The organism is Spongiibacter tropicus DSM 19543 (assembly GCF_000420325.1).
GTDB lineage: Bacteria > Pseudomonadota > Gammaproteobacteria > Pseudomonadales > Spongiibacteraceae > Spongiibacter > Spongiibacter tropicus.
In genome coordinates this window covers 534,111-552,066 of sequence record NZ_ATUS01000001.1, presented here as the reverse complement: position 1 = coordinate 552,066, position 17,956 = coordinate 534,111, and the positions used below count along the sequence as shown (strand labels likewise).

The 17,956-nt window shown below is 57.5% G+C and carries 18 protein-coding genes; 14 read left to right on the top strand and 4 right to left on the bottom strand.

All coding sequences use genetic code 11. From position 1 onward, the window contains the following. The first annotated feature begins 15 nt into the window (after positions 1–15). Together der and G411_RS0102650 are read left to right on the top strand one after the other, a co-directional pair. The gene (gene der / locus G411_RS0102655) at positions 16–1,431 is read left to right on the top strand and encodes a ribosome biogenesis GTPase Der (protein WP_022957625.1); all 1,416 of its coding nucleotides are present in this window, start codon (positions 16–18) and stop codon (positions 1,429–1,431) included. Positions 1,432–1,457: 26 nt separating this feature from the next. Continuing rightward, positions 1,458–1,844, top strand: a complete 387-nt coding sequence (locus tag G411_RS0102650) for a group III truncated hemoglobin (RefSeq protein WP_022957624.1) — start codon at positions 1,458–1,460, stop codon at positions 1,842–1,844. Positions 1,845–1,942: 98 nt separating this feature from the next. Here the strand turns inward: G411_RS0102650 and G411_RS0102645 are convergent, their stop codons facing one another. Further along, entirely contained in the window at positions 1,943–2,659 is a 717-nt protein-coding gene (locus G411_RS0102645) for a ZIP family metal transporter (protein WP_022957623.1), read from the bottom strand. Between the two features lie 12 nt (positions 2,660–2,671). Continuing rightward, positions 2,672–3,103 (bottom strand): YbaN family protein, encoded by a 432-nt coding sequence (locus G411_RS19070; protein WP_022957622.1) that lies wholly within the window; start codon positions 3,101–3,103, stop codon positions 2,672–2,674. Between the two features lie 199 nt (positions 3,104–3,302). On the opposite strand from G411_RS19070, the gene G411_RS22380 reads away from it, so the two are divergent. The 9 genes from G411_RS22380 (at position 3,303) to G411_RS0102595 (ending at position 13,009) form a co-directional block, all read left to right on the top strand. Continuing rightward, on the top strand, positions 3,303–4,280 hold the full coding sequence (locus G411_RS22380; RefSeq protein ID WP_022957621.1) for a Zn-ribbon domain-containing OB-fold protein: 978 nt from the start codon (positions 3,303–3,305) through the stop codon (positions 4,278–4,280). Between the two features lies 1 nt (position 4,281). Further along, complete coding sequence (locus tag G411_RS0102630; RefSeq protein WP_022957620.1) at positions 4,282–5,340, top strand: thiolase domain-containing protein; 1,059 nt, start codon at positions 4,282–4,284, stop codon at positions 5,338–5,340. Further along, on the top strand, positions 5,340–6,503 hold the full coding sequence (locus G411_RS0102625) for a thiolase domain-containing protein (protein ID WP_022957619.1): 1,164 nt from the start codon (positions 5,340–5,342) through the stop codon (positions 6,501–6,503). The genes G411_RS0102630 and G411_RS0102625 overlap by 1 nt, the downstream gene beginning before the upstream one ends. Positions 6,504–6,709: 206 nt before the next feature. Continuing rightward, the gene (locus tag G411_RS0102620; protein ID WP_022957618.1) at positions 6,710–8,341 is read left to right on the top strand and encodes an acyl-CoA synthetase; all 1,632 of its coding nucleotides are present in this window, start codon (positions 6,710–6,712) and stop codon (positions 8,339–8,341) included. A 174-nt stretch (positions 8,342–8,515) separates the two neighbouring features. Beyond that, a complete protein-coding gene (locus G411_RS0102615; protein WP_022957617.1) occupies positions 8,516–9,337 on the top strand; it encodes a crotonase/enoyl-CoA hydratase family protein in 822 nt (273 codons plus the stop codon). Between the two features lie 75 nt (positions 9,338–9,412). Continuing rightward, positions 9,413–10,561 carry a CaiB/BaiF CoA transferase family protein gene (locus G411_RS0102610; protein WP_022957616.1) on the top strand — a complete coding sequence of 383 codons (1,149 nt, stop codon included), beginning with the start codon at positions 9,413–9,415 and terminating at the stop codon, positions 10,559–10,561. A 16-nt stretch (positions 10,562–10,577) separates the two neighbouring features. Next, positions 10,578–11,246, top strand: a complete 669-nt coding sequence (locus tag G411_RS0102605) for a nitroreductase (protein WP_022957615.1) — start codon at positions 10,578–10,580, stop codon at positions 11,244–11,246. A 39-nt stretch (positions 11,247–11,285) separates the two neighbouring features. Continuing rightward, positions 11,286–12,053 (top strand): enoyl-CoA hydratase-related protein, encoded by a 768-nt coding sequence (locus tag G411_RS0102600; RefSeq protein WP_022957614.1) that lies wholly within the window; start codon positions 11,286–11,288, stop codon positions 12,051–12,053. A gap of 95 nt (positions 12,054–12,148) precedes the next feature. Next, on the top strand, positions 12,149–13,009 hold the full coding sequence (locus G411_RS0102595) for a TIGR03619 family F420-dependent LLM class oxidoreductase (RefSeq protein WP_022957613.1): 861 nt from the start codon (positions 12,149–12,151) through the stop codon (positions 13,007–13,009). A gap of 20 nt (positions 13,010–13,029) precedes the next feature. Here G411_RS0102595 and G411_RS0102590 read toward each other — a convergent pair whose 3' ends face one another. Continuing rightward, positions 13,030–13,395, bottom strand: a complete 366-nt coding sequence (locus G411_RS0102590; protein ID WP_022957612.1) for a nuclear transport factor 2 family protein — start codon at positions 13,393–13,395, stop codon at positions 13,030–13,032. A 120-nt stretch (positions 13,396–13,515) separates the two neighbouring features. Here G411_RS0102590 and G411_RS21275 point away from each other — a divergent pair, with 120 nt between their 5' ends. Beyond that, entirely contained in the window at positions 13,516–14,886 is a 1,371-nt protein-coding gene (locus G411_RS21275; protein ID WP_022957611.1) for a cytochrome P450, read from the top strand. Between the two features lie 119 nt (positions 14,887–15,005). Next, on the top strand, positions 15,006–15,644 hold the full coding sequence (locus G411_RS0102580) for a TetR/AcrR family transcriptional regulator (protein ID WP_022957610.1): 639 nt from the start codon (positions 15,006–15,008) through the stop codon (positions 15,642–15,644). On the opposite strand, the gene G411_RS0102575 is transcribed toward G411_RS0102580, so the two are convergent. Next, the gene (locus tag G411_RS0102575; RefSeq protein WP_022957609.1) at positions 15,645–17,147 is read right to left on the bottom strand and encodes an FAD-dependent oxidoreductase; all 1,503 of its coding nucleotides are present in this window, start codon (positions 17,145–17,147) and stop codon (positions 15,645–15,647) included. A gap of 110 nt (positions 17,148–17,257) precedes the next feature. Between G411_RS0102575 and G411_RS0102570 the strand changes: the two genes are divergently transcribed. Further along, on the top strand, positions 17,258–17,875 hold the full coding sequence (locus tag G411_RS0102570; RefSeq protein ID WP_022957608.1) for a TetR/AcrR family transcriptional regulator: 618 nt from the start codon (positions 17,258–17,260) through the stop codon (positions 17,873–17,875). Positions 17,876–17,956: the final 81 nt, after the last annotated feature.

The window sequence follows — 17,956 nt, the reverse complement described above, 5'->3', positions numbered from 1 at the left end:
TCAGGTAAACACACTATGGTTCCCGTAATCGCCCTGGTTGGACGCCCCAACGTGGGCAAATCGACCCTGTTCAACCGCCTCACCAAGAGCCGTGACGCGCTGGTCGCCAACTTTCCCGGCCTGACGCGTGACCGCAAGTATGGGGATGCGGTGCTTGGGGATCGCCGCTTTATCGTAATTGATACAGGGGGTATCAATGGCGATGAAGAGGGTATTGATGAGGCGATGGCACAGCAGTCTCTGCAGGCCATTGACGAAGCTGATGCCGTGTTGCTGATGCTGGATGCTCGCGCAGGTCTTATGCCTGCGGACCAGGGTCTAATTGAGCACTTGCGCGGCTGTTCCAAGCCCGTGTTCATGGTTGCCAATAAAATTGATGGCGCCGACCCCAATGTCGCCATGGCTGAGTTTTACCAGACGGGTGCTGCCGATATCTATCCGCTGACAGCCACCCACGGCAAAGGCGTGCGCAAGCTGGTTGAAGATGTGCTTGAACTCTTCCCGGAAGCCGATGAGGCAGGGGAGCAGGAGAAAGCAACGGGTAAAAAGATTGCCGTGGTGGGACGTCCAAATGTGGGCAAGTCGACGCTGGTCAACCGCATGCTGGGAGAAGACCGCGTGGTGGTGTATGACCAGCCGGGAACCACTCGCGACAGCGTTTATATCAACTACGAGCGCGACGGCGAAGCCTACACGCTGATAGATACTGCCGGGGTACGCAAGCGCCGCCATATCAACGAGGCGGTCGAAAAGTTTTCTATTGTTAAAACCCTGAAAGCCATCGACGATGCCAACGTTGTGATTCTGGTGATGGATGGCCGCGAGAATATCGTTGAGCAGGACCTGCATTTGCTGGGTCAGGTTGTGGATGCCGGCCGGGCCGTGGTGGTGGCTATCAATAAATGGGATGGCCTCACTGCCGACCAGAAGAATCGCATCAAGACCGAGCTGGATCGCCGACTGCAGTTTATCGATTTTGCCGAAGTACATTTTATTTCTGCTTTGCATGGCACGGGCGTCGGGCATCTTTACGAATCTATCGAAAAGGCCTACCGATCGGCGACCCAGGACCTGCAGACTCGCCGCCTGACCATGATTCTTGAAGGCGCGGTATACGACCATGCGCCACCGATGATCAACGGTCGCCGAATCAAACTGCGCTACGCCCACCCCGGTGGACACAATCCTCCCATCGTGGTGATTCACGGAAATCAGACCGATAAGGTTCCGCAGAGCTATACCCGATATCTTGAAAAAGTCTTCCGTCGTGAGCTGAACATGGTCGGTACGCCGATCCGCATAGAATACAAAACCTCTGACAACCCCTATGAGGGGCGAAAGAATCAGCTCAGCAAGCGTCAGATTGACCGCAAACGTCGCCTGGTCAGCTTTGTGAAGAAGAAAGAGAACAAGAAAAAGCGCGGGCGCTGATTGCGGCGCCCGAGCCTTGTTTTACTATGATGGATTCACCTGCCAAGCCCGATATGGACAGTCCGGAGCAGATCCGGCTGTTCGTTGAACACTTCTATGAGCAGTTGCTGGCCGATAAGCAGCTGGCCCCGCTTTTTATCGATGTGGCCGCCATCGATATCCGTGAGCACTTCCCCCGTATACAGGCGTACTGGGAGAAACTGCTGTTGGGCAGGGATGACTATCATCGGCATACGATGAATATCCACCGCGTACTGAACGACAAACAGCAACTGACGCATGAGGATTTCACGCGCTGGCTGCAGTATTTCCACGACACGGCAGATCGCTACTTTCAGGGCCCGAAAACAGAGCGCGCTAAATTGATTGCCAGTCGCATTGCCGCAAACATGGAAAAGTCGCTGAACTCCTGAGTTGCCTCCCCCTTGAGTTGCTGGCCTCTTGAGTTGCTGACGCTTTCAGTCGCTAACCCTTTCAGTTGTTGAGCCTTCCAGTTGCCGAGCCAGAGCGCTCAGCCCTGATGAGCGAGGGTGCCTGCCAAGGCCAGGCAGAACCCCATTACCGCGCCCAATGGCGGTGCCCAGTGGCGCTCCAGTCGCGATTGCGGCGCGATATCCTGAAAGATCAGATACAGGATGCCCCCGGAGGCAAACAGCATAATTGCGGCGAGTGCGGCGGGATAATCGCCTAATAAACTGTAGCCCAGCAGGCCTGCGATGGGGCCGATAGGCACCAGCGCCAACATGAGTATCATGGTACGTCCGTAACTTCGCTGTACGCGGATCAATTCACGGTAGGCGTTGAATCCCTCCGGTAGATTCTGAAGGCCAATCAGCAGCGCCATCAGTCCGGCGGTACTCGAGCCGCTGGCGATGAGGCCGCCCAGGGCAATCGCTTCGGGAACATAGTCCAACAACATGCCCATTAACTGTGGTGACTCATGACGGCGCAGTCCCAGCGCCCGTTCAAGGAAAAAGAAACAGACACCCCCCGCGACGATCAGCAGAATGGACAGGGCCGGGTGGGGGCTGGCGTCGACCCCTTCCGGCACCAGTACCAGCGCAACCGCGCCCAGCAGAATGCCTCCGCCAAACGCGATGACGAAATGGCGAAACTCCTTTTCCAGCCACTGCGGCCGCAGGCGGCTGATCTGGGCCAGCAGGCCGCCCAGCGGAATGGCCGCGCCAGAGAGCCCGGCAAGAAGAATAATCTGGTAAATCTCATCCATGGATTAGGGCTCTCAGTCCGTTGGGTCGGCCGGTGGCTCTTCCGGCGGCGTTTCCCGGGGTTCGGGGTGGCGAATGATGTAGATGGAGACGCCCACTGCAATGCCGATCATGGCTATCGATACCCACTGTATTCGCACGATCAGGAGGGCGCTGGTCAATATTGTGGTCCAAAGCACCAGCAGAATGATCCATTTAATGCGCCGGGGAATTCCCTCGCCCTCAATGTAGTAGCGGATGTATCGACCGAACCAGCGGTGCTCTGTCAGCCAATAGTAAAACCGTGGTGAGCTGCGCAAAAAGCAGGCCGCGCTGAGTATCAGGAAGGGCGAAGTGGGCACCACCGGCAGCAGCAAGCCGATCATGCCCAGTACAAAAGACAGCCAACCGATAAAAATCAGGCTGTAGCGAATGACCGGGTTGCGGTGTTCAAAAGGCGGTTTCATGGGGCAGTGAGAATATCCTCTCTCCGGCAGTTTGCAAGCTGATCGTTTTTGTCAGCGCCTTGATCAGCAGCGACATTGTCTGATTTTAGCCCCACGGGGATACTCGCTCGGCAAGCCAAATCTGCACCTGTTTCTGCTGCTGTGACCACCGAGTTGGCCGGGGGGTTCGGGGCAGGGCACATTACCAAGGAGAGACGAGATGTCTTCATCGGCTGAAATTCTAAGTCAGGCCTTTACCTTAGGGTATACCTATACCCGTTCGACAGGTCCCGTTGTCGGGAAGTTTTTCACCGCCCTGCGCGACCGCAAAATGGTCGGCATCAAGGGCAGCGATGGCAAGGTGCTGATGCCGCCCGTTGAGTTCGACCCCGTCAGTGCGGAAGCACTGAGCGAGTTTGTCGATGTCGCGGATACCGGTGTTGTTAAAACCTGGGCCTGGGTTACTGAACCCCGCAAAGCACACCCCTCAGACCGGCCTTTCGCCTGGGCACTGATTCAACTGGATGGTGCCGATACGCCCATGCTGCACTGGGTGGATGCAGAAAGCATCGACGCCATGAGCACGGGTATGCGCGTTAAAGTTCGCTGGGCTGCGCAGACGCAAGGCCAGATTAGCGACATCAACGGCTTCGTTCCCGAAGCGACCACCTTGGTGGAAGACTATCAGCCCAATGAAAGTGACGAGCCGGTTACTGGTATCGATGCTCCCAGCTACCTCACTTATAACTTCACCGCCGGTGCAGCGACAGCGCGCTACCTGGTCAAGCTGAAGCAAGGCAAGCTGGTAGGTCAGCGCTGTCCTTCTTGCTCCAACGTTTACATTCCGCCCCGCGGAAGCTGTGCGGCCTGCGGTGTGGCAACGACTGACGAAGTTGAGTTGGGTAACAAGGCGACCGTTGAGTCGTTCACCATCGTTTACATTCCGATTCCGAACAACCCGATCAAGCCGCCATACGTGATTGCGAACCTGGTTCTCGATGGTGCCAACATCAGCTTCCTGCACCTGCTGAGCGAGTGTAAGAACGAAGACGTACGCATTGGTATGCGTGTTGAGGCAGTGTGGAAGCCCGAAGAGGAGTGGACGCACGCCATGGAGAATATCCAGTACTTCAAGCCCATCGACGAGCCCGATGTTCCGGTGGAAGAAATTGGCAAACTGAAAAAAGAGGGCCGTTAAGATGCGCGATGTAGCGATTGTAGCTTTTGCCCAGTCCGACTGTATGCGTGACGCCGGTGCGCGCAACGAAGTTGAGCTGATCATGCCCGTGCTCACCGAAGTCTATAAACAGGCCGGTTTGCAGAGTGCACAGGATGTAGATTTCACTTGCTCGGGTAGCTGCGACTACCAGCAGGGCGCCGCGTTTGCCTTTGTGGCAGGTGTCGATGCTCTGGGTGCCGTACCGCCGATCAAAGAATCTCACGTTGAAATGGATGCTGCCTGGGCGCTGTACGAATCCTGGCTGAAAATCCAGATGGGACAGGCCGAATCGGCACTGATTTACGGTTTCGGTAAATCGTCTCCCGGTGAACTCCCTATCGTTCTGTCTCAGCAACTGGATCCCTACTACCTGGCGCCATTGTGGGTAGACACCATCGCTTTTGCAGCGATGCAAGCGCGGACCATGCTGGATCAGGGGCTGATCACTGAGAAAGACATGGCCGAGGTGGTTGCCAACTCCCGTCGCAACGCCATGAACAATCCCCACGCACAGTTGAAGGGCGATGTCTCTGCCGAGCAACTGCTGGAAGAGCCGGTTTACGAGGCGCCCCTGCGTCGCCACGACTGCTGCCCGATTTCCGACGGTGCCTGCGCCATGGTGATCTGTACTGTCGAGAAGGCGAAAGAGTGGGGCAAGCCCTACGCGGTAATCAAGGGTATCGACCACCGTATCGAGACTCATCACATTGGTTCGCGCGACCTGACTCAATCGGTATCTACCAAGCAAGCTGCTGAGGCCGCTGGCCTGGGCAATGGTGATGTGGATATCGCTGAAATCTATGCGCCGTTCAGCCATCAGGAAATTATTCTGCGTCGGGCACTTGGCCTAGGCGACAGCACTAAAGTCAACCAGTCTGGTGGTGTGTTGGCCGGAAATCTGATGATGGCCTCTGGTCTGTCTCGCATCGGCGAAGTCGCCATGCGTTTGATCAACGGCGAAGGCAAGCGCGGTGTGGCGCATGCGACTTCTGGTCCGTGTCTGCAACAGAACCTGGTAACTGTACTGGAGGCCCAATAATGGCTCAATTAGCTGCTGTGGTCGGCGTCGGTCAGACCAAATACAAAACCAAGCGTGCCGACGTATCTATCGCCGGCCTGGTGCGCGAAGCTGCGCAAAATGCCCTGAATGATGCCGGTTTGGGCTGGGATGAAATCGATGCGGTCATCCTGGGTAAAGCCCCCGATATGTTTGAAGGCGTGATCATGCCCGAGCTGTATCTGACCGATGCACTGGGCTGTAACGGCAAACCCATGCTGCGTGTTCACACGGCCGGCTCGGTGGGTGGCTCAACCGCGATCGTGGCGGCCTCCTATGTTCAGAGTGGTGTGTTCAAGCGCATTTTGACCGTCTCTTTCGAGAAGCAGTCAGAATCCAACGCCATGTGGGCGCTGTCTAACCCTCAGCCATTTTCCCCACACCTCAATGCCGGTGCGGGTGGTTACTTCGCGCCGATCATTCGCGAGTATATGCGCCGTTCCAAAGCGCCCTATGACGCGGGGATCAAGGTGGCAGTGAAAGACCGCCTGCACGGTGCGAAGAATCCGCTGGCGCATTTGCAGCTTCCCGAAATCAACATGAAAGAAGTTGAAGACAGCCCCATGCTGTGGGAGCCGCTGCGCTTCCTGGAAGCTTGCCCATCGTCTGATGGTGCCTGTGCCATGGTCATTGCCAACGAAGAGTTGGCGGCTCAGTCACCCGGCAAACCGGCGTGGATTCGCGGTGCAGCGATGCGCTCAGAGCCCACCATGTATGCGGGTCGCGAGCAGGTTAACCCTCAAGCTGGCCGCGACTGTGCCAAAGATGTGTACAAGCAGGCCGGTATCAGCAATCCGCGCAAAGACCTCGACTGTGCCGAAGTCTATGTGCCGTTCTCCTGGTACGAGCCCATGTGGCTGGAAAATCTCGGCTTTGCTGAAGAAGGCAAGGGCTGGGAGCTGACCATGAGCGGTGCTACGTCCCTGATAGAAGGCGGTGACATCCCCTGGAACTGTTCCGGTGGTGTACTGTGCTCCAACCCCATTGGGGCTTCCGGCATGATTCGTTTTGCCGAGGCGGCGCAGCAGGTACGCGGCGCGGCTGGCGACCATCAGGTAGACGGCGCTAAAACCGCCCTGGGTCACGCCTACGGTGGTGGTGCCCAGTTCTACTCAATGTGGGTGGTCAGCAGCGAGAAGCATTAACAAATCGTCATGCGCCATTCTCCCATTCTCGTCCCTTGGGAGGATGGCCGCATTTCGGCCGCATGTTAATGTTCTGGGCTGTTCGCTGGATCAGCGGACAGCCCTTTGCGCAGTAATAATGACAAGAAATGTCGCAATACAAGAAGTGATAAGAATTCAATTTTAGATGCCGCGACAGGGCGGTATCGATCTAACAGGGACCCACTATGAGCATGCATTTTAATCTTGCGGATTTGTTTGAAGCCGTCGCTGACAAAGTACCGAGCCGCGAAGCGTTGATCTGTGGCGATAGCCGCTCCACTTATGCCGATCTGGAGAAAGGCGCAAATCGCATGGCCCACTACCTTGCCAGTCAAGGCGTCAAGGCGGGCGATCACGTTGGCCTGTACATGTACAACTGCAGCGAATATCTGGAGGCCATGTTGGCCTGCTTCAAAGTTCGCGCAGTGCCCATCAACGTTAACTACCGTTACGTTAAAGACGAACTGCTCTATATCTTCGACAATGCCGACATGGTGGCCTGTATTCACCACCGTGAATTCGCACCCCATATTGCTGAAGTGCGCGAAGCGGCGAAAAAGCTGAAAGTCTTTGTATCGGTTGATGATGGCAGTGGTGCTGATCTCGGCGCCATTGGCTCGGTAGATTACAAAGAGGCTCAGCAAACGCAGGATGACAGTCGCGATTTCGGTGAGCGAGCAGACGACGACTACTTCATCTTGTACACCGGCGGCACTACGGGTATGCCCAAGGGCGTTATGTGGCCGCACAAAAATGTTTTCTTTGCGGCGATGGGTGGCGGCGGCCACTTCTCTCCCGACGGCCCCTGTGAAAAGCCTGAAGACATCAGCAGCCGCGTCACTGAGCACCCGCTGACCGGGATTGCGCTGGCGCCGCTGATGCACGGTGCATCATGGTGGTACGCCTGTATTCAATTGCTTGCGGGCAACAAGCTGGTCCTGAACCATAACCGTTCTTTTGACGGTGAGCAGGTATGGCAAATCGTTGCTGACGAGAAGGTCAACGCGATTCAGATTGTCGGTGATGCCATGGCGATTCCGCTGCTGGACGCTCTGGACGCCAATCCCGACCGCTGGGATCTGTCAGCTGTCTTCAACGTAGGCTCCGGTGGCGCGATTTTCTCTGACGCCAAGCAGGACGCGTTTAAGAAACACTTCCCCAACTGTTTTGTCACCAATGCCTTCGGTTCATCCGAGGGCGGTCAGATGGGGATGGATAACGGCAGCCGCAAGAACCAGACCGGCCTCGGCAATGTTTCGCGTACAGACTATATGGACGTGATCATTGACGAAGACGACCAACCGCGTCGTCACGCAGAGCTGGGTGAGACCGGTATTTTTGCTCGCGCTGGCTACATTCCCATGGGCTATTACAACGACCCTGAGAAAACTGCCAAGACCTTCGTGGAAGTGGATGGCAAAACCTGGTTGCTGACCGGTGACGCGGCCAAACTGGAAGAAGATGGCTCTATCACGGTGTTCGGTCGCGGCTCGAACTGTATCAACAGTGGTGGTGAGAAAATCTTCCCGGAAGAAGTCGAAGATGCACTGAAGGCTCACGACGGCATTTTTGATGCCCTCGTCGTCGGTGTGCCCGACGAGCGTTGGGGCAGCCGTGTGAGCGCGGTTATCCAAGCGCGTGATGGCGTAGCGCTGGACCTGAAGAATGTTCAGGAGCACTGCCGTCAGCATGTGGCGGGCTACAAGGTCCCTCGTGAAGTGCATCTGATTGCGGAAATTCCCCGTGCGCCGAGTGGCAAGCCTGACTACAAAACGGCTAAAGCCTTTGCGCTGAGTGGTGAGGGACAGGTTTCCTGATTCTCCGGGGCGGCAATGCCGCCCCGTTTTCGTAGTCATGGCGGAGTAGCGGCGTCGCGCTGCTAGCCGTCTGCCAGCAACACACGGCAAGTTAAGAACATCGATATTCGCAACGCCGCTATGTCATAAGCGGTTATTTCATTAAACGGCCATTAGCAAGAAATGGAGCATCCCATGGCGACTGAACTGCCTATCAGCACTAAGAACTGTATCGTTGAAAAAGACGGCCACGTGCTGATCGTGACCCTGAACCGCCCCGAGGCAAAGAATGCCTTCAGCCCGGAAATGCTGCTGGGTCTGTATAAAGCCTGGCGTTTGCTGGACGAAGACGATGATTTGCGCTGTGCCATCCTCACCGCAAATGGTGACACCTTCTGCGCCGGTATGGACCTGAAAGCAGGCGCCGATGGCGAGCAGCGCAGCACCGAGGAATTCATGGAGCTGATGGGTCAGGTGCCAAACATTCACTGGCAGGCTCTGCTCCGCGACAACCGCCCCTGCAAGCCGCTGATTCTGGCCGTTGAGGGCTACGCGCTGGCCGGTGGGACAGAAATTCTGCAAGGCACTGACATCCGCGTCGCGGCTGAAGATGCCATCTTTGGTGTTACCGAGGTGGCTCGCGGCCTGTATCCCATGTCGGGTTCTACCATTCGTCTGCGTAAACAGATTCCCTACTGCATCGCCGCTGAAATTCTGTTGCTGGGTGAGCACGTGACGGCACAGCAGGCACTGGATTTTGGTCTGATCAACCGCATTGTGCCCAAGGGCGAAACCCTGAACGAAGCCAAGAAAATTGCCGAGAAAATCTGTGCCAATGGCCCCTTGGCGGTGAAAGCGGTAACCCGCTCTCTGCGTGAGCACACCGAGCACCTGTCAGAAGATGAAGCCATGCTCAAATCTGACGAGCTGGCCGGCCCGGTGTTTGCCTCCAAGGATGCCAAAGAAGGCATGCGTGCTTTCAAAGAAAAACGCCCCGCGCAGTTCACCGGCGAATAAACGCCGATCCCCTCCCAGGCGTTGGCACCGGGTTCCGGTGTCCGCGTCATCTGTTCCCGTCCACGGAGAAACGCTATGTCTGGTCCTCTAAGCGGTTTGCGCGTTGTGGAGATGGCCGGTATCGGCCCCGGTCCCTATGCTTGCATGCTGTTGTCCGATCTCGGTGCGGAAGTGATTCGCATTGAACGCGGTGTCAGCGGTATGGGCGGCCAGGCCGGTGATGCCACGGTGCGTGGTCGCCGCTCGATTGTGCTCAACCTGAAATCGGATGACGGTCTGACTGTGGCGAAGAAGCTGATTGATCGCGCTGATATTCTGGTTGAGGGCTTCCGCCCCGGCGTCATGGAGAAACTGGGGCTGGGGCCGGATCATTGTCTGGAGAGCAACCCCGGCTTGATCTACGGTCGCATGACCGGTTGGGGGCAGGACGGTCCGCTGGCGAAAACCGCCGGTCACGACATTAACTATATTGCCATCACCGGCATGCTCGGGGCTATGGGGGAGGCGGATCAGCCGCCACCTACACCGCTGAACGTCATTGGCGACTTGGGTGGTGGCTCGCTGTTTCTGATTATGGGCATTCTGGCGGCGCTGCACGAGCGCACCCAGTCCGGCAAAGGGCAAGTGATCGACGCCGCGATTTGCGACGGTGCGGCGTCGCTGTTGAGCACGGTACACGGCTTGTTGAACGTCGGTTTTTGGGACGATGCCCGCGAACAGAATATTCTGGATGGCGGCGCGCCGTTCTACCGCAACTACGCTTGCAAAGATGGCCGCTATATTTCCTTCGGCGCAATTGAACCGCAGTTCTATGCGGAGTTGCTCGAAAAGCTGGGCTTGGACTTTGGCGGCACGGACTACAGCGTGCAGCTCAATAAGGCCGAGTGGCCGGCGCAACGTGAGCGGATTGCCGAGCGGGTGAGCGAGAAAACACTGGATGAGTGGATGAGCATCTTCGACGGCAGTGATGCCTGCGCGGCTCCCGTGCTAGCGATGCGCGAGGCCGCCAACCATCCCCACAATCAGCATCGTCGCAATCTGCTGACGGACGAGGGACGTGTGCAGACCGCAGTGGCGCCGCGCTTCTCGCGCACCCCGGGGGCTATTCAGAACCCGCCGGTAGTGGAGGGCAAAGACAGCCTCGCCCTGTTGTCTGAGCTGGGTTACAGTGCCCAGCAGTGCGAATCGCTGCTGGGCAGCGGCGCCGTAACCGCATCAGAATGATCTTCAGGAGAACTTCATGACCTCTACCGCTTTTGCCGACATTGCCAGACAGCGCCGATCTGTTCGCGGTTTTATCTCCAAGCCGGTTGAGCAAACCCTGCTCAATCGCGTTTTTGAGACCGCCTCAACGGCGCCGTCGAACTGTAATACCCAGCCTTGGGAATGTGCAGTGGTCAGCGGTGATAAGCTGGAAACCTTGCGTCAGCGTATCCCAGACGCCTTCGCATCCGGTCAGTGGACGATGGATTTTCCCTATGACGGCAAGTATGCCGGGGTGTACAAGGAGCGGCAGTACCAGGCCGCCGCCGACCTCTACGCCGCAATGGGTATTGCCCGGGAAGACAAGGTCGGTCGCAATGCCCAGTTCATGCGTAACTTTGAATTCTTCGGCGCGCCGCATGTGGCTTTTATCTTTTTGCCGGAACCCTTCGGGCTGCGAGAAGCCGCCGATTGCGGCATGTTCGCCCAGAATCTGATGCTCAGCCTTACCGCCGAGGGCTTGGCAAGTTGTCCCCAGACTGCGCTGAGCTTCAATGCCGATCTGGTGCGTGAAGTGTTGGATATTCCGTCAGAGAACAAACTGCTGTTTGGTATTTCCTTCGGTTACGAAGATGCCGAAGATCCCGCCAATCGTTGTCGCACCCAGCGCGCTCCGCTGGGCGAGTGCATCCGTTTTTACGATTAATCCGCAAGCCTACGGCCAATTTATTTAGCGAGAAAAATAATGAGCGAAACTGTACTGCAGGAGCTGGATGACCACGGGGTTCTGCTGCTGACGCTGAACCGCCCCCAGCGCAAAAACGCTTTCAGTAATGAACAGTGGCAGGCCTTTGGCGATGCCATTGAGGCTGCCGGTGAGAATCCCGCTGTGGCGTGTGTGGTGGTGACCGGTGCAGGCAAGGATTTCTCCAGCGGTGTGGACCTTGCTGATTTTGGCGAGTCAGAGGGCGAGCACCCCTTTAATGCCTGCGCGCGGAAGTTGGTGAATTTTGATAAGCCCGTGGTGTCAGCAGCAAAAGGTGTTGCTGTCGGCGGTGGTGCAACGCTGCTACTGCATACCGATGTGGTTTACGTAGGTGAATCCCTGCGCATGCGCTTCCCTTTCACCTCCTTGGGTCTGGTGCCGGAGTGGGGCAGCAGCTACCAACTGCAGGCCGTTATTGGCGCGCGCCGTGCCGCGGAGCTGATGTATACCTCGGAGTGGTTAGATGCCGGCAAAGCACTCAGCGTTGGTATTGCCACCGGCGTATTCAGCGATGAGGAGTTGCTGGACAAGGCGATGGCAAAGGCGCGGGAAATTGCCCAGTGGCCGGTCAGCTCGCTGGTGGAAACCAAGCGCCTGATGCGCGACGTTCATCGCAAGGCAATTCACGCCGCGATGGATGCCGAGCAGGCGGGGATGGAAAAACTGGCGGGTAAGCCAGAGAACATTGAAGCGGTGATGGCGATTCTCGAAAAACGTGCCCCGGACTTTTCCCAGTTCCGCAAATAATCCCGCCTCGTCTGTTCAGGCGACCTCCGTTCAGCCGATAGCGGCTGCTGCCGGGGCCATCGACAATGATGGCTCCGTGACAGGGAGGGCAGTACATGAAATTCTGGCAGGTCATCAGCTGGTGCGAAACCGAACATCTGGTTGAGGTAGCGCGCCACGCCGAAAAGCTCGGCTTCGAGGGCGTGATCCTCGCCGAGCATATCTATTATCCCAAGCACAGTCGTTCCCATTATTTTTACTCGGAAGACGGTCGCTCCATTCAAAATGCCGATATGGCGTTTCCCGATCCACTGATCAGTTTTGCCGCGATGGCATCCGTCACCCAGCGTCTGAAAATGCTCACCGGTATCTATGTACTGCCACTGCGCCACCCGATTGAGGCCGCCAAGAATATGGCGACACTGGCGGTGCTCAGTGACAATCGATTTATGCTGGGTTTTGGCGCGGGCTGGCTACAGGAAGAGTTCGAGCAGTTTGGGGTGGACTTTCATCGCCGTGGTGGTCGGCTGGACGAAATGTTGACGATTATGCAAGCGCTTTGGCGTGGCGAGGAGGTCTCGTTCCACGGTGAGCATTTTCAATTAGATGACGTGAATATTCGCCCCTACCCGAGCAAGCCGGTCCCCTTGATTGGCGGGGGGCACTCGGGCGCGGCGCTGCGGCGCGCGGTGCGTTCCTGCGACGGCTGGTATGGACCGGGGAATACCTTGGCTGAGCTGTGGACTCAGGTTCCTGCGCTATTGCAAGCACGTCGTGAGGCGGGTTTGCCCACCGAGGGCTACGAGGTGATCGCACCGCTCACTGAGCCGCTGACGCCTGATGCCGTCACTGAAATGTCGGCATTGGGGGTGACGGCCACGGTTTCCTATCCCTTTCTGTTTGGCATCGGCCCAGACGCTTCTCTGGCGCAGAAAAAAGCGTATATGGACGATGTGGCGGCACGTTTTATTCAATGACGCTGCCGTAACGCCGACATTCAGGCCGCCGAAAAGGCGGCCATGTCGAAGTAGTCCCGCCACTCGCAGATTTTCCCCTCGCGAAGCCTGAAGACGCCCATTACCGGCAAGTTCACTTCACTGCCGCTGATATGCAGCACGTCCACGCGCTCGTTCATTACCAGCTCTCCGTCACTGAGCTGCTGTTTTATTTGAAAGTCGATATGCGTCGCGGCAGCGATAAACCCGTCAATAAACGCGCGGATGTCGGCCTTTCCTCTGTGCGCCGGCCCCAGGGGAATATTGCAGTACTCCGCGTCGGCGCTGAAAAACGCCATGATGCGGTCGACGTCTCGATCGCTCCAGGCCAGCATGAAGCGGCGGATTAGGTGATCGTTATCTGGCATCGAAGAAACTCCGTACAGGTGGCCGCTGGCAGCTTGGAAGATTACAGTGTCATTCAAATGAGTTTACAATGTAAACCAGTTGGCGTAAGTTCTCAAGCATCGAAACGTCGGGAGGCCGATATGCGAGATCTTGTTTACCACAGCCGTCGTGTGGCGATGTCCCACGGTATTGAGCAGCTATTGCGATTGTCAGCGCGCCGCGAGCCCGATGATCTTCAGGAGGACACGGAGGTGGCTGCAAAGCTGAGTGTGCCACGGCACCCAGAAGATTTTGCGCCGTTGCAGAATCGCTGTTTTCAGAACCCCTATGCCTTCTACCGGATGCTTCGGGATGACTATCCGGTATACCTGTTGAAAAACGGGATTTACTGCATTTCCCGCTACGAGGATATTGTCGCTGTCAGTCGCGATACGGAACGGTTTTCATCGACCCACCAGGGTGTTGTTGCCGGTCTGAAGCTCGGCCACAGTGTGATTCGTGAAGCGCAGAAACTGGCTCCTCTGGAGCGCATGGGCATCGCGCCGGGTGACGTACTGGCGCTGTCTGATCCGCCGGTGCATACCGCTGAACGCAAAGTCGCGCACAAGGGGCTCAACTCGCGGATCGTCAAGGCGATGGAGTCGGAGGTGGAGCAGCTTTGCCGCGAACTGATGGCGCGTTTTCTGCCCAGCGGCCGCGTGGAGTTCATGCGCGAATTTGCCTGGGCATTACCGATGCGGCTGATTATTCGCATGCTCGGCTTCCCGGAAGCGGATTATGAGAAAATCAAAACCTGGTGCGTTCACGGCATCGCCACCCAGAGTGGTATTGCCAGTCGCCGCGAACTGGCGCGCAGCCGCGCCGAAATGCTGGTTTTCTATCGCTACTGCTGGCAGCAGTTTATACGTGCCAGACGTGCCCCCCGCGATGATTTGAGCGGCGTATTTGTGCGCGGCGTGAATGAGGGCCACATGGATGCCAATACCGCGGTGTCGGGGATTATGCAGTTGCTCTTGGCGGGCAGCGATTCTTCCGCCACCAGCATGGGCAATGCCCTCAAACTGCTGATTGAAAATCCCGCCCTGCAAGCGCAAATTCGCGATGATATCGATGGTTTGTTGCCCGCGTTTATCGAAGAAGTCTTTCGTCTTGAATCGGCTTTTCAGGGCCACTTCCGCTGGACGAAGGAGCCCGTCACCCTGCATGGACAGACGCTGCCCGCTGACAGCCGTCTCTTCCTGATGTGGGCGTCCGGCAACCGCGATGAGCGCGTGTTTGAGCAGCCCGATGAGATTCGCCTTGACCGCCACAATGGTAAAAAGCACCTGACCTTCGGGCACGGTATCCACGCCTGTATCGGCCGAGAGCTGGCGCGCACGGAGATCCGTATCGTGCTGCGTGAATTTCTGCTGCGAACGCGAGAACTGTCGTTGGATGGCCCAGCCCCGTTTGTGGCCTCGATGTTTGCCCGTACGCTGCAATGTTTGCCCATCCGCTTTGCGGCCCGATGAGTGACGTCATTGCGGCAGACCTGTCCGGACTGATTTAATAGCCGCACAGACGTGCCCGCCGCACGGCGATTTTTTTACTGCAGTTGCCCCGATGTACCTGCGCCAATCAGGATCACGCAATGACAGTCAGTCTTAACCGGCAACGCTTTGTAGATGCTGCCCTGAGCGTCATTGCCGAGGTGGGGGTGGAGCGGCTGTCCATGCGCAAAGTGGCTGCGCAGTTGGGCGTGTCGGCTATGGCCATGTACAAGCATTTTAATAATAAAGATGCGCTGTTGGCGGCGGCGTTCGATACCTTTATCGAGCGCGCGGAGGTGCTGCCCGATGAATCGCTGGCCTGGGATGGCTGGCTGGAGCAATTAGCCCGCAATATGTATCGCGCGCTGAGCGGCGAAATGCGGTGGGTGCCGCTGCTGGGTACCATGCCCCTGGGCAGCAATGCGCTGAAAGTCACGGACCGGGTGATTGGCAAAATGCAGGATGCCGGGTTCAGTGCCGATCAGGCCGTGCGCTGCTACATGGCGATGATTCAACTGGTGGTGGGGGCGGTCTGCCTGCGCGCGACGCTCTACGTTGAGACTGCCGAGAGCGCAGAGGAATCCCTGTCGCCCGTTACCCATTCCTATCTTCAGGACCCCAGCAGCCAGCGCCTGTATGTGGCGCCGGTGCTGGAAGCGGTGGTGCGTGAAGAGCCCATCGATATCAGTTTGGCTTACCTGATTGATGGATTTCGACAGCAGTTACCTGCTGCCGGTTAATCAGGCTTGAGTCGCCGCGCGGCGTCCGGCTCGACGGCCAAAGAAAGTCGCATCGCCCACCGACATTCCGCTGGCGTAGCCTTTGGCGGTGCGGGGTAAGCCGGCCGTCGCCCGCCCGGCGGCAAAGAGGCCGGGAATCGCCTGATTATTCATGTTGAGTACCTCACCATCGACATTGGTGTGAAGGCCGCCGAGCGTAAAAATCAACGGCCCGGTAGTGCCGGGCATGATAATCGCCTTCATCGCATCGGCGGAGTACTCAAGCAGGGCAAACGGCGGTTTACTCAACGGCTTCAGCCACTCTGCTGTTTTATGGAACAGTGGATCTCGGCCATTGCCCGCGTGCTCGTTGAAATAGCTGACCGTCTGCTCAAGGACCCCGGCTGGGAAAGGTGCCTCGGCGGCCAGCTCGGCAATGCTGTCGCCACTGGCGATGATCGGAGCGCGCTCGAGGTAATGTGAGGGCTCGTAATCTTCATCCTGCACCAGCAGATAAAACTTCTGCTCTGGTTGCTGGCAGGAGTAATACGCCAGTCGCGCAAGGTAAGCATCCTCGTTGATATAGCGCTGACCCTGTTGATTCAGCAAAATACCGAAGGTCATTTTGGCGGGCGGGTACAGTGGAAACGACATAAAAGCCTGATCCATGTTAATGGCCTGTCCGCCTGCGGCCAGCCCCAGCACAATGCCGTCGCCCATGTCGTAGGTATTACCGTAAGGCACCGCATACTGGTGTATCTCCGGCAGGTATTGTCGGGTCATGGCCTCGTTCATCACAAAGCCACCCGTTGTCAAAATAACCCCGCGTTCAGCGCGCAGCGCGATTTCCTGGTTATTCTGCTTGGCGATCACGCCGCAAATGGCGCCGTGGTCGTTGGCCAGCAAGGCCACTACTCGGGTGTCGTTCATCACTGTCACCCCGGCTTCGGCAACCCGTTGCATAATGGCATCCATGAAAATCTTGCCGCCTTCGTCACCTTCTTTTGAGGGTACATGGCCCCTCGGAACGGGCTGGGCTACGCGGTTGAAAGGGTGAGATTTTTCATTGCCGGTATACAGCAGCGACTCATCACTCAGCGGGACAACCGTGCGTTCGGTGAAGACGGCCCGCTTGTAGCTCACGCCCAGTGACTCCACCCAGTCAAAGTGGGCGGCGGCTCCCTCGGCGTAGCAACGAATTTTCTCCTCGTCGCCGAAGGGGCCAAGTGCTTCGTGTAAGTAGGCGAGCATATTCTCGGTGCTGTCCTCCAGCCCGAGCTCGCGCTGCAGTGCGGTGCCGCCGCTGCCGCCCAGGTACATTTCACAGCTCGACATGGCCGTGGAACCGCCACCTGCGCTGGCTCTCTCCAGAACGGTCACGCGGGCGCCGGCACGGGCTGCCTCTAGGGCGGCGGCGGCTCCGGCGCCACCGTAGCCGCAAATCAGAACGTCGGTGGTGGCGGTGAAGTGCTTTACGCTGTCAACGGAGCGAATGGGTGCAGTAAAGCTGGATGGGGGCTGCATGCGGTGTCCTCATTATTGCTATTGTTGGTGGATTGCTCTTAACTTATCACTTGATAAGTATGGGTGTCGATATGGGCAGGTAATGGTTGCCTGTCCTCTGGGAGTGGAACATGGCGAAGAAATCCTCGCGGGAGCATATTGTTGCCGTCGCTACGGCGTTGTTCGCTCGACGGGGGCTGTCGGTGTCGCTGCGGGAAATCAATGAAGCGGCAGGGCTCAGTGCCGCAGCGGTGCACTACCATTTCAAAAACAAAAATGCGCTGCTTGATGCAGTGTTGCGCAGCCGTCTGCGCTCGCGCGAATCACAGCAACAGCGTCTGAACGCCGCAATGGCATCGTCGGCGCCGGATGTGCCTGCTTTGGTCGGGGTCTTGACGGCGCCGCTAAGCGAAATATTGCTCGAAGACCCGGAAGGCGGGCGGGACTATGTGCGGGTGGTGGCTCGCCTGTACGCTGAGCAGGGGGACATGGCCGACTACGCGCTGATAGCGGAGTTTCGCGAACCGGTGGCTGAATTGATGGCGGCCTTCGCCAAGGTACTGCCCGCACTGCCACCGTCGGTGCTGCGCCTGCGCTATGGCTTTGCGCTGGAGACAATGGTGAACACCTTGGCGTGTGTGAATTTCCCCAGCCATTTGAGTGACCCAGGGCCGGGCGAAGAACTGGAGACGCTGGTTGCGGAGCTGCGCCGCTTTATTGCGGCGGGGTTTACTGCAGCGTATCCCTAAACATCGGCGGCGTTTGAATGGCAGGGGCTGCGCGTTTCTGTTATTAGTGGAATTTATACGCTTCGCCAATAAAGAAACCGG

Coding starts and splice junctions, on each gene's coding strand:
- G411_RS0102630 (WP_022957620.1), top strand. CDS start 4,282: ATGCGCGATGTAGCGATTGTAGCTTTTGCCCAGTCCGACTGTATGCGT.
- G411_RS0102605 (WP_022957615.1), top strand. CDS start 10,578: ATGACCTCTACCGCTTTTGCCGACATTGCCAGACAGCGCCGATCTGTT.
- G411_RS0102625 (WP_022957619.1), top strand. CDS start 5,340: ATGGCTCAATTAGCTGCTGTGGTCGGCGTCGGTCAGACCAAATACAAA.
- G411_RS0102580 (WP_022957610.1), top strand. CDS start 15,006: ATGACAGTCAGTCTTAACCGGCAACGCTTTGTAGATGCTGCCCTGAGC.
- G411_RS0102595 (WP_022957613.1), top strand. CDS start 12,149: ATGAAATTCTGGCAGGTCATCAGCTGGTGCGAAACCGAACATCTGGTT.
- G411_RS0102590 (WP_022957612.1), bottom strand. CDS start 13,395: ATGCCAGATAACGATCACCTAATCCGCCGCTTCATGCTGGCCTGGAGC.
- G411_RS0102610 (WP_022957616.1), top strand. CDS start 9,413: ATGTCTGGTCCTCTAAGCGGTTTGCGCGTTGTGGAGATGGCCGGTATC.
- G411_RS0102600 (WP_022957614.1), top strand. CDS start 11,286: ATGAGCGAAACTGTACTGCAGGAGCTGGATGACCACGGGGTTCTGCTG.
- G411_RS0102645 (WP_022957623.1), bottom strand. CDS start 2,659: ATGGATGAGATTTACCAGATTATTCTTCTTGCCGGGCTCTCTGGCGCG.
- G411_RS22380 (WP_022957621.1), top strand. CDS start 3,303: ATGTCTTCATCGGCTGAAATTCTAAGTCAGGCCTTTACCTTAGGGTAT.
- G411_RS0102650 (WP_022957624.1), top strand. CDS start 1,458: ATGATGGATTCACCTGCCAAGCCCGATATGGACAGTCCGGAGCAGATC.
- G411_RS0102575 (WP_022957609.1), bottom strand. CDS start 17,147: ATGCAGCCCCCATCCAGCTTTACTGCACCCATTCGCTCCGTTGACAGC.
- der (WP_022957625.1), top strand. CDS start 16: ATGGTTCCCGTAATCGCCCTGGTTGGACGCCCCAACGTGGGCAAATCG.
- G411_RS19070 (WP_022957622.1), bottom strand. CDS start 3,103: ATGAAACCGCCTTTTGAACACCGCAACCCGGTCATTCGCTACAGCCTG.
- G411_RS0102570 (WP_022957608.1), top strand. CDS start 17,258: ATGGCGAAGAAATCCTCGCGGGAGCATATTGTTGCCGTCGCTACGGCG.
- G411_RS21275 (WP_022957611.1), top strand. CDS start 13,516: ATGCGAGATCTTGTTTACCACAGCCGTCGTGTGGCGATGTCCCACGGT.
- G411_RS0102620 (WP_022957618.1), top strand. CDS start 6,710: ATGAGCATGCATTTTAATCTTGCGGATTTGTTTGAAGCCGTCGCTGAC.
- G411_RS0102615 (WP_022957617.1), top strand. CDS start 8,516: ATGGCGACTGAACTGCCTATCAGCACTAAGAACTGTATCGTTGAAAAA.